Below are 6,890 nucleotides of genomic sequence, written 5' to 3' on the forward strand. Positions count from 1 at the left end.
CCAGCGCGCCGCTGCCTCATCTTAGCTTATTTTGACCGATCCACGACTCACGGCAGACGCGGCCGCAGGCGCGCCCGACCCCACCCCCGAACCCGGCAAGCACGATGCCGAAATCGACCGCATGTTCGGCCCCGGCGGGCCGCTCAGTCCGGCCGTGGGCGGCTTCCGTCCGCGCCGCTCGCAAACCGAGATGGCCAAGGCGGTGGCCGCCGCCATCGACGGGCGCAGCACCTTGATGGCCGAGGCCGGCACGGGCACGGGCAAGACCTTCGCCTACCTGGTGCCGGCGCTGCTGTGGGGCGGCAAGACCATCGTTTCCACCGGCACCAAGAACCTGCAGGACCAGTTGTTCCTGCGCGACATCCCCACCGTGCGCGCCGCGCTGCAGGCGCCGGTGTCGGTGGCGCTGCTCAAGGGGCGCGGCAACTACCTGTGCCACTACCACCTGGAGCGCACGCTGCAGAACGGGCGCATGACCTCGCGCGAGGATGTGGGCTATCTGCGCGAGATCTCGCGCTTCCTGAAGATGACCTCGTCGGGCGACAAGGCCGAGCTGGCGCGCGTGCCGGAGAATGCCAGCATCTGGAACCTGGTCACGTCCACGCGCGACAACTGCGTGGGCGCCGAGTGCCAGTACTACCAGGACTGCTTCGTGATGAAGGCGCGCAAGGAAGCGCAGCAGGCCGACGTGGTGGTGGTCAACCACCACCTGTTCTTCGCCGACGTGGCGCTGAAGGACACCGGCGTGGCCGAGCTGCTGCCGTCGGCCAACACCATCATCTTCGACGAAGCGCACCAGCTGCCCGACACCGCCACGCTGTTCTTCGGCGACACCTTCAGCACCTCGCAGGTGCTGGAACTGTGCCGCGACGTGCTGGCCGAGGGGCTGGCGCACGCGCGCGACGGCGCCGACTGGGGCAAGGTGGTGACGGTGGTGGAGAAGGCCGCGCGCGACCTGCGCCTGACCTTCCCGCAGGACATCGTGCGCCTGTCGCTGCCGCAGATCGCGCCGTCGAGCGGCTTCTTCCCGGCGCTGGAAACGCTGAAGGACGAGCTGGACGGCATGCTGGCCGTGCTGGAGAAGCAGGGCGAGCGCGCCGAGACGCTGGACCAGTGCCGCATGCGCGGCATCGAGCTGGCGACCGCGCTGCGCGACTGGAAGTTCGACCCCAAGGCCAAGGTGGCCAGCGGCGAGGAAGCCGTGTACTGGGTCGAGGCCTATACCAGTTCGCTGCAGCTGCACAAGACGCCGCTGTCCATCGCGCCCATCTTCAACGGCCAGCGCGAAGGCGTGCCGCGCAGCTGGATCTTCACCTCGGCCACGCTGGCGGTGAAGAACGACTTCAAGCACTTCGCCGAGCAGATGGGGCTGACGGGCGAGCCTGCGCGCACCTGGCCCAGCCCGTTCAACTACGAGCAGCAGGGCATCCTGTACGTGCCGCAGGGCCTGCCGGACCCGAACTCGATGGGCTACACCGACGCCGTGCTGGACGCGGCGCTGCCGATTATCGAAGCATCCGAAGGCCGCGCCTTCCTGCTGTGCACCACCTTGCGCGCCGTCAAGCGCGCGGCCGAGCGCCTGCGCGACGAATTCGAGAAGCGCGGCCTGCCGTATCCGCTGTTCGTGCAGGGCGACAAGGGCCGCACGGAGCTGCTGGACCAGTTCCGCAAGTCGGGCAACGGCGTGCTGATCGGCAGCCAGAGTTTCTGGGAAGGCGTGGACGTGCGCGGCGAAGCGCTGTCGCTGGTAATTATCGACAAGATGCCCTTCGCCCCGCCGGACGACCCGGTGCTGGCCGCGCGGATCGAAGTGATGGAAAAGCAGGGTCTGAACGGCTTTATGCACCACACCTTGCCGGAAGCCATCATCAACCTCAAGCAGGGCGCCGGCCGCCTGATCCGCGACGAAGGCGACCGCGGCGTGCTGATGCTGTGCGACCCGCGCGTGATCACCAAGCCCTACGGCCGCCGCGTCTGGCAAAGCCTGCCGCCGTTCAAGCGCACCCGCGAAGCGCAAGTCGTGATCGACTTCTTCAAAGGCGAGCCCCCGTCCGAACCGGACGTCAGCCCATCCTGACGTCCTTTCCGCCATTCCTACAAGCAGCCTGAGCCGCATTCTTCCCACTTCGGGGTCTGACCCCGAAGTGGGGAAAATGCGGCTCAGCTTGCTTAAGGCTTAGGGATTGATGATGACTTTGCCTGTGACTTTGCGGGCGGCCATGTCGTTCAGGGCCTGGGGCGTGCCGGCCAGAGGGTAGCGGGCGGAGATGTGGGGCTTGATCTTGCCTTCGGCCAGCCAGCCCAGCAGCTGCCGCATGCCGGCCAGGTTGGCCTTCGGCTCGCGCTTGGCGTATTCGCCCCAGAAGACGCCCACCAGCGAGGCGCCTTTCAGCAGCGCGAGATTCAGCGGCAGCTTGGGGATTTCGCCGTTGGCGAAGCCCACCACCAGGTAGCGCCCGCGCCAGGCGATGGAACGGAACGCGGCTTCGGCGTAGTCGCCGCCCACCGGGTCGTACACCACGTCCGGCCCCTTGCCGCCGGTGGCGGCCTTGATGGCCTCGCGCAGGTCTTCCTTGCTGTAGTTGATGACCGCGTCGGCGCCGTGCGCCTTGCACACTTCCAGCTTTTCGTCGGTGGAGGCGGCCGCGATCACGCGTGCGCCCAGGGCCTTGCCGATCTCGATCGCCGCCAGCCCCACGCCGCCGGCCGCGCCCAGCACCAGCATGGTTTCGCCGGCCTTCAGCGCCGCCCGGTCCACCACCGCGTGGTGCGAGGTGCCGTAGGTGAGCGTGATGGCGGCGGCCGTGTCGAAGTCCATGCCGGGCGGCATGGGCATCAGCGCCTGCGCCGGCACGGCCAGCTGCTCGGCGAAGGCGCCGTGCGCCGAGAAGGCGATCACCTTGTCGCCCACCTTGTAGCCTTCCACGCCATCACCCACCGCGCGCACCACGCCCGACACTTCATTGCCCGGCGTGAACGGCAGCGCGGGCTTGTACTGGTATTTGCCCTGGATGATGAGCACGTCCGGGAAGTTGACGCCGGCCGCCTTCACGTCCAGCACCACATGGCCGGGCGCGGCGGCCAGCTCGGGCAGCTCTTCCACGGTCAGGGTGTCGGGCAGGCCCCAGGCTTTGCATACGATGGCTTTCATTCGGTCTCCAGTTTTTATTAATAGTACGGTCGTTTTATTTTACGCTGCTTCGGCGCGGCTGTGGCGCGGCTATGGCATAAATCCGGCGGAACGTCCCTTTGCGTTTTCGCAAAGCGCGGTGCGGCCAGAGCGCTACAGTGGCTTTATAAGCAAGCAGGAGGCTGCCATGTCAACGATACGCTACGGCTGTTTCTTCAGTTATGCGCACGGGCGCCACCCCCACATGATCAAGTTCAAGAATGACCTGGCCGAGGCGCTCAAGTGCTACCTGGAGCCCCATTTCGACAATGAAAGCGAACTCTTCATCGATACCGAGCAGCTGGGCGGCGGCGATGACCTGGACCGGCGCATCGCCACCGCGCTGTGCGAGAGCGTGTGCATGATCGTCATTTATACACCCAAGTACGAGGCCCATGGCTACACCCGGCGCGAGTTCGCCGCCATGCAGCAGATCGAGAACGAGCGCCGCCTGTGGTATCCGCTGCCCAGCCACCTGATTATCCCGGTCATCATGACGCGCCATCCCTTCAGCCTGCCCACCCAGATCACCGATCCCGGCATGTATGTGGACTTTTCGCGCTACACCCTGGCCAGCGGCGACCTCAAGACCAATCCGGATTTCCTGCCGGACATAGAAAAAATCGTCCAGCGCATCGCCGCCCACTACCACTATCTGAAGCACAGCATTCCGCCCGAGCACGATTGCAGCCGTTTCGTGCTGCCACCCATCCCCGAGGAGTGGCGCGCCACTCCGCCGCCCCATTTTCCGCGCTGAAGGTGAATCATGGAAAACCCGCATCTGCTGCCGCCGCAGGCCACGCCCGGCGAAGTCATCACTTTCCACTCGCATCAAGGCGGCGCCGGGCGCAGCATGGCCGTGGCCAACACCGCCATGCTGCTGGCCGGCCGCGCCCATGCCACTTCGCCCGTGCTGATGGTGGATTGGGATCTTGAGGCGCCCGGCCTGCATCAGTATTTTCCGCCGATGGCCGATGGCCCGGGCCTGCTGGAACTGTTCACGGCCTGCCGCGACCAGCTCCAGCGCCGCGGCCGGCGCGCGGCGGCGCAGGATGACGCCGAGCAGGCCAGGGCGGTGCTGGACACGGTCGGCTGGCAGCGCTACGTGGTGCGGGCGGACCAGGGCCGTCCGTTGTACCTGATGCGCGCCGGCCGCTTCGACGCCGGCTACGCCGAGCGCGTGGCGGCGCTGGACTGGGAGGCGCTGTTCCACCAGTGCCCGGCGCTGTTCCGCTGCTTTGCGGAGATGCTGGCGCGCCAGTTCCGCCACGTGCTGGTGGATGCGCGCAGCGGCCGCAGCGACAGCAGCGGCATCTGCACCACCTTGCTGCCGACGCGGCTGGTGCTGTTGTTCGAGGCCAACCGCCGCAGCCTGGAGGGCTTGCAGGCGCTGGTGCAGCGCGCCACCACTTACCGCCGCAGCCATGAGGACGAGCAGCGCCCGCTGCTGATTTACCCCTTGCCCACGCGCACCGACATGGATTGCAGCGCGCAGCGCGCCCTGTGCCGGCGCGGCGATCCGGCCACCGGCTTGCCGGGCTACCAGCCGCTGTTCGAGCAGGTGCTGGGCGAGGCTTACGGCATCGCGCGCCCGTCGCTGGAAAGCTATTTCGACGAAGTGCAGCTGCCGCAGTCGCGCAGCCTGGCGCGCGGCGAGCGGCTGGCGGTGCGCGGCGAGCCCGTGGCCGACCGCTTTTCCGCCACGCGTTCCTACGAAGCCTTGCTGGGCTGGCTGGCCGGCGGCCATCCGCCGTGGCAGTCGCGGCGCGAGATCCCGCTGCTGGCGGCGGTGGCGCAGTCGCGCCGGGCCGTGGAGGCGGGCGGCGCCTACAGCATGATGCTGGCGCGCGACCTGTTCCGGCTGGGGCTGCTGTATGCGGACGAGGGGCGCAGCGCCGCCGCCGTGCTGGCCTTGCGCGAAAGCGTGGAGCTGCATGTGAAGGTGGTGGGCGAGGAGCACCTGGAAACGGCCGCCGCCAAGGCGCTGCTGGCGCGCGCGCTGCTGCAGGAGGACGAACTGGACCAGGCGCGCATCCTGCTGCGCTGCGTGGTCGAAACGCGCACGCGGCTGCTCGGCGGCGAGCATCCGGATGTGCTGGAGGCGTGCAGCGCGCAGGCCGTAGCCCTGGCGCGCCAGGGCTATGCCGAGGCGGCGCTGGACCGGCAGGAGGAGGTGTTGCAGATCCAGATGCGCTTGCTGGGACCCGAGCATCTGCTGACGCTGGCCAGCCTGGCCGCGCGCGCGGCCATCCATTACCAGTGCGGCGAGCTGGAGCTGGCCCGCCAGGCGCAGGAGCAGGTGCTGGCGGTGCGCGCGCGGCTGCTGGGCGCCGAGCATGAGGAGACTTTGCGCGTGGGCGCCGCGCTGGCGCAGACCTTGGCGCGCATGGACGAAGCGGCCAGTCCGCAGCTGCACTATGGCTTGGCGGCACAGCAGCTTGTGCAGCCGTTTGGGCAATCGCCTTTGCACGCTCCGTTGCAAGCATCCGTACAACGTTCAACGCCGCGTCCCGCTTTGGCTTCCGGCCACGCCGGCAGCGCTCCAGCCGGTGGTGCGGCCGGCGTGACTTTGCGCGGCCCCGGCGTGGAGCAGGTGCCGGCCTGCTACGAGGAGCCGTATCCCTTGCAGCGGGCCGAAGCGGTGCGCGAGCAGGTGTTGCCGGAGGACACGCCTGCGCCGCGCGCCTAGCGCCATGCCCGTCCGCGCGCCACCGTTGCCACTCGGCTATTAAATTTGTTTGAGGCGGCCGTCCGCATGTGCTGGCGCGCCATTGCTTCAGGTAAAATCCCAGCCATGCGTATCCTAATTAGTAATGACGATGGCTATCTGGCGCCCGGCATCAACGCCTTGGCGGAAGCGCTCGCGCCCATAGCGGACATCGTGGTCGTCGCGCCCGAAGGCAACCGCTCCGGCGCCTCCAATTCGCTGTCGCTGGACCGTCCGCTGTCGGTGCAGCAGGCCGCCAACGGTTTCTACTTTGTCAACGGCACGCCGACCGACTGCGTCCACATCGCGCTCACCGGTCTGCTGTCCGAGAAGCCCGACCTGGTAGTGTCCGGCATTAACAACGGCCCCAATATGGGCGACGACACGCTGTATTCCGGCACCGTCGCCGCCGCCACCGAGGGCTATCTGTTCGGCATCCCGGCCATTGCGTTTTCGCAAGGCGCCTACGGCTGGCAGCACATCGACGATGCGGCCAAGGTGGCGCGCGACATCGTGCAGCGCTATTTCGACTTGCTGGCCAAGCCGTACTTGCTCAACGTTAATATCCCGAATCTGCCTTACGCCGGCATGGGCGAGCTGACCGCGACCCGGCTGGGCCGCCGCCACCAGGCCGAGCCGGTCATCCGCGCACAGGACCCGCGCGGCCGGGAAATCTTCTGGATCGGCCCGCCCGGCGCCTGCAAGGACGCGGGCGAGGGCACCGATTTCCACGCCGTCGCCCAAGGCCGGGTGTCGCTGACGCCGCTGCAGGTGGACCTGACGCACCGTACCCAACTCGAGACGCTGGCAAAGGGTCTGGCATGAGCGATAAACACCGCACCTTCCCGCTGCCGCTGTCGTCCGTCGTGGACCATGCGCAGAAAAAGCCGGCGGTGTTCTCGCCGGTGGCCACGCCGCAGACGGCCACGCAGAACGCCGCCCGCAACGCGGCGCTGGGCGGCACGCACCCCGGCGTGCGGGTGGGGGCGGCGCCGGGCACGGCGGTGCGGCCCG

Annotated in this window: 5 protein-coding genes and 1 pseudogene; 5 read left to right on the forward strand and 1 reads right to left on the reverse strand. The window is 68.0% G+C overall.

Annotated features, from left to right (window positions below):
- Positions 1-121 precede the first annotated feature (121 nt).
- Positions 122-2,077, forward strand: a complete 1,956-nt coding sequence (gene yoaA / locus GTP77_RS09345) for a DNA repair helicase YoaA (RefSeq protein ID WP_228896602.1) — start codon at positions 122-124, stop codon at positions 2,075-2,077.
- 99 nt (positions 2,078-2,176) lie between these two features.
- Here the strand turns inward: yoaA and GTP77_RS09350 are convergent, their stop codons facing one another.
- Complete coding sequence (locus GTP77_RS09350; RefSeq protein WP_161071895.1) at positions 2,177-3,151, reverse strand: NADPH:quinone oxidoreductase family protein; 975 nt, start codon at positions 3,149-3,151, stop codon at positions 2,177-2,179.
- A 166-nt stretch (positions 3,152-3,317) separates the two neighbouring features.
- On the opposite strand from GTP77_RS09350, the gene GTP77_RS09355 reads away from it, so the two are divergent.
- From GTP77_RS09355 to GTP77_RS09370, 4 genes and pseudogenes are all read left to right on the forward strand, one after another.
- On the forward strand, positions 3,318-3,926 hold the full coding sequence (locus GTP77_RS09355) for a toll/interleukin-1 receptor domain-containing protein (RefSeq protein WP_161071896.1): 609 nt from the start codon (positions 3,318-3,320) through the stop codon (positions 3,924-3,926).
- Between the two features lie 9 nt (positions 3,927-3,935).
- The gene (locus tag GTP77_RS09360) at positions 3,936-5,858 is read left to right on the forward strand and encodes a tetratricopeptide repeat protein (protein WP_161071897.1); all 1,923 of its coding nucleotides are present in this window, start codon (positions 3,936-3,938) and stop codon (positions 5,856-5,858) included.
- Between the two features lie 105 nt (positions 5,859-5,963).
- Positions 5,964-6,701, forward strand: a complete 738-nt coding sequence (surE, locus tag GTP77_RS09365) for a 5'/3'-nucleotidase SurE (RefSeq protein ID WP_161071898.1) — start codon at positions 5,964-5,966, stop codon at positions 6,699-6,701.
- Positions 6,698-6,890: pseudogene (locus GTP77_RS09370) on the forward strand (protein-L-isoaspartate(D-aspartate) O-methyltransferase); the annotation flags it as partial. The gene surE and the pseudogene GTP77_RS09370, both read left to right, overlap by 4 nt.

Source organism: Pseudoduganella aquatica (genome assembly GCF_009857595.1).
GTDB lineage: Bacteria > Pseudomonadota > Gammaproteobacteria > Burkholderiales > Burkholderiaceae_D > Rugamonas > Rugamonas aquatica_A.

Bases quoted from the DNA above. Each gene is read 5' to 3' on its own strand.
- yoaA (WP_228896602.1), top strand. From the start codon at position 122: ATGTTCGGCCCCGGCGGGCCGCTCAGTCCGGCCGTGGGCGGCTTCCGT.
- GTP77_RS09350 (WP_161071895.1), bottom strand. From the start codon at position 3,151: ATGAAAGCCATCGTATGCAAAGCCTGGGGCCTGCCCGACACCCTGACC.
- GTP77_RS09355 (WP_161071896.1), top strand. From the start codon at position 3,318: ATGTCAACGATACGCTACGGCTGTTTCTTCAGTTATGCGCACGGGCGC.
- GTP77_RS09360 (WP_161071897.1), top strand. From the start codon at position 3,936: ATGGAAAACCCGCATCTGCTGCCGCCGCAGGCCACGCCCGGCGAAGTC.
- surE (WP_161071898.1), top strand. From the start codon at position 5,964: ATGCGTATCCTAATTAGTAATGACGATGGCTATCTGGCGCCCGGCATC.